At 47.2% G+C, this 1,326-nt stretch carries 2 protein-coding genes; one reads left to right on the top strand and one right to left on the bottom strand.

The window, feature by feature from the left end; genetic code table 11:
• Positions 1-12 precede the first annotated feature (12 nt).
• Positions 13-531 (top strand): flavodoxin FldB, encoded by a 519-nt coding sequence (gene fldB / locus R7E47_RS24485; protein ID WP_318085302.1) that lies wholly within the window; start codon positions 13-15, stop codon positions 529-531.
• Positions 532-621: 90 nt separating this feature from the next.
• Here the strand turns inward: fldB and R7E47_RS24480 are convergent.
• Positions 622-1,326: branched-chain amino acid transport system II carrier protein (locus R7E47_RS24480; RefSeq protein ID WP_318085299.1), on the bottom strand; the 705-nt coding region annotated here is incomplete at its 5' end.

The following is a 1,326-nucleotide window of genomic DNA, read 5'->3' as shown; positions in this document are numbered from 1 at the left end:
ACGACGAATATAATGAAAATCGGACTCTTTTACGGCTCAACGACCTGCTACACCGAAATGGCAGCAGAGAAAATTCGCAACATTATTGGTGCAGACCTTGTCGATATTCACAATGTGAAAGAGACGCCGCTATCGCTGATGGCTGAGTATGATTTATTGCTTCTAGGTATCTCGACTTGGGACTTTGGTGAGATCCAAGAAGATTGGAGCGCCATTTGGCAAGACATCGCGTCTACGCCCTTGAAAGGCAAAGTTGTGGCGCTATTTGGTCTTGGCGACCAAGAAGGCTACGGTGAATGGTACCTTGATGCCATGGGCCTACTGCACGACGAGTTAAAAGCAACCGGCGCCCAGTTTATCGGTTATTGGCCAAACGAAGGCTATGAGTTTGAAGCCTCTAAAGCGCTAATGGAAGATGGCAGTCAATTTGTTGGCCTAGCACTAGATGAAGACTCTCAATACGATTTGAGTGACGAGCGAATTGAAAAGTGGTGTGAACAAGTACTTGTGGAGTTCCACGATACGCTTTAAGCACCGACGCTTACGTTGATGCGAACCAGATACAAAAAAGCCCGATGAATCACTTCATCGGGCTTTTTCATTATTCAATTTCTAGCGTCTTTACGCCGCTTCTTCTCGTAGTTCTGGTTGAACAGATTTAGAGATGAAGAACATGCAGATGATAGCTGCCAGAGTAGGAAGAACCCAACCCATGCCCACTTCAAACAGCGGTAGTACGTTGAACGCAGATACATCCAAACCAGCAACTTTCGCTGCATCAACAAGTGCGAACAATAGTGATACTAGCAGTACCGCACGGTATGCAAAGCGAGGATTTGGCAGTTTGCTACGAACAAAGGTAAGAGCAACCAAAGCAATCGCCACTGGGTAAAGGGCAAACAGTACAGGTACAGAGAGCGACATCAATTGCGCTAGACCAACGTTAGCAACTAGCGCACATACTGCACCGTTGATTAGAACCCACTGCTTGTATGACAGTGATGTCTTCGAGCTGAAGAAATCAGAACATGCTGAAATCAGGCCGATAGCCGTTGTCAGACACGCTAGCAATACAATCACAGAAAGAACGATTTGACCGTAAGGGCCAAACAACGCTTGAACGTACTGGCTTAAAATCAGACCACCGTTGTCTGCGCCCGCAGCAACTGTTGCGCTGGTAGCGCCTAGGTAGAATAGCGAAATGTAAACAAATGCTAGACCAGCCGCAGCGATACAACCTGCAAAAATCAGGTACTTAGTCGTCGCAGAACGCTCCGTGATGCCTTTGCCGCGCAGTGCATCCACCATCAACATACCAAACATCAG

Origin of the sequence: Vibrio sp. Vb1026, from assembly GCF_033338745.1 — a bacterium.
In the GTDB taxonomy this organism is placed as follows: domain Bacteria; phylum Pseudomonadota; class Gammaproteobacteria; order Enterobacterales; family Vibrionaceae; genus Vibrio; species Vibrio alginolyticus.
This window is presented reverse-complemented; position numbering and strand designations above follow the sequence as displayed.

Excerpts from the sequence above, each read along its gene's own strand:
- fldB (WP_318085302.1), top strand. The coding sequence starts at position 13 with ATGAAAATCGGACTCTTTTACGGCTCAACGACCTGCTACACCGAAATG.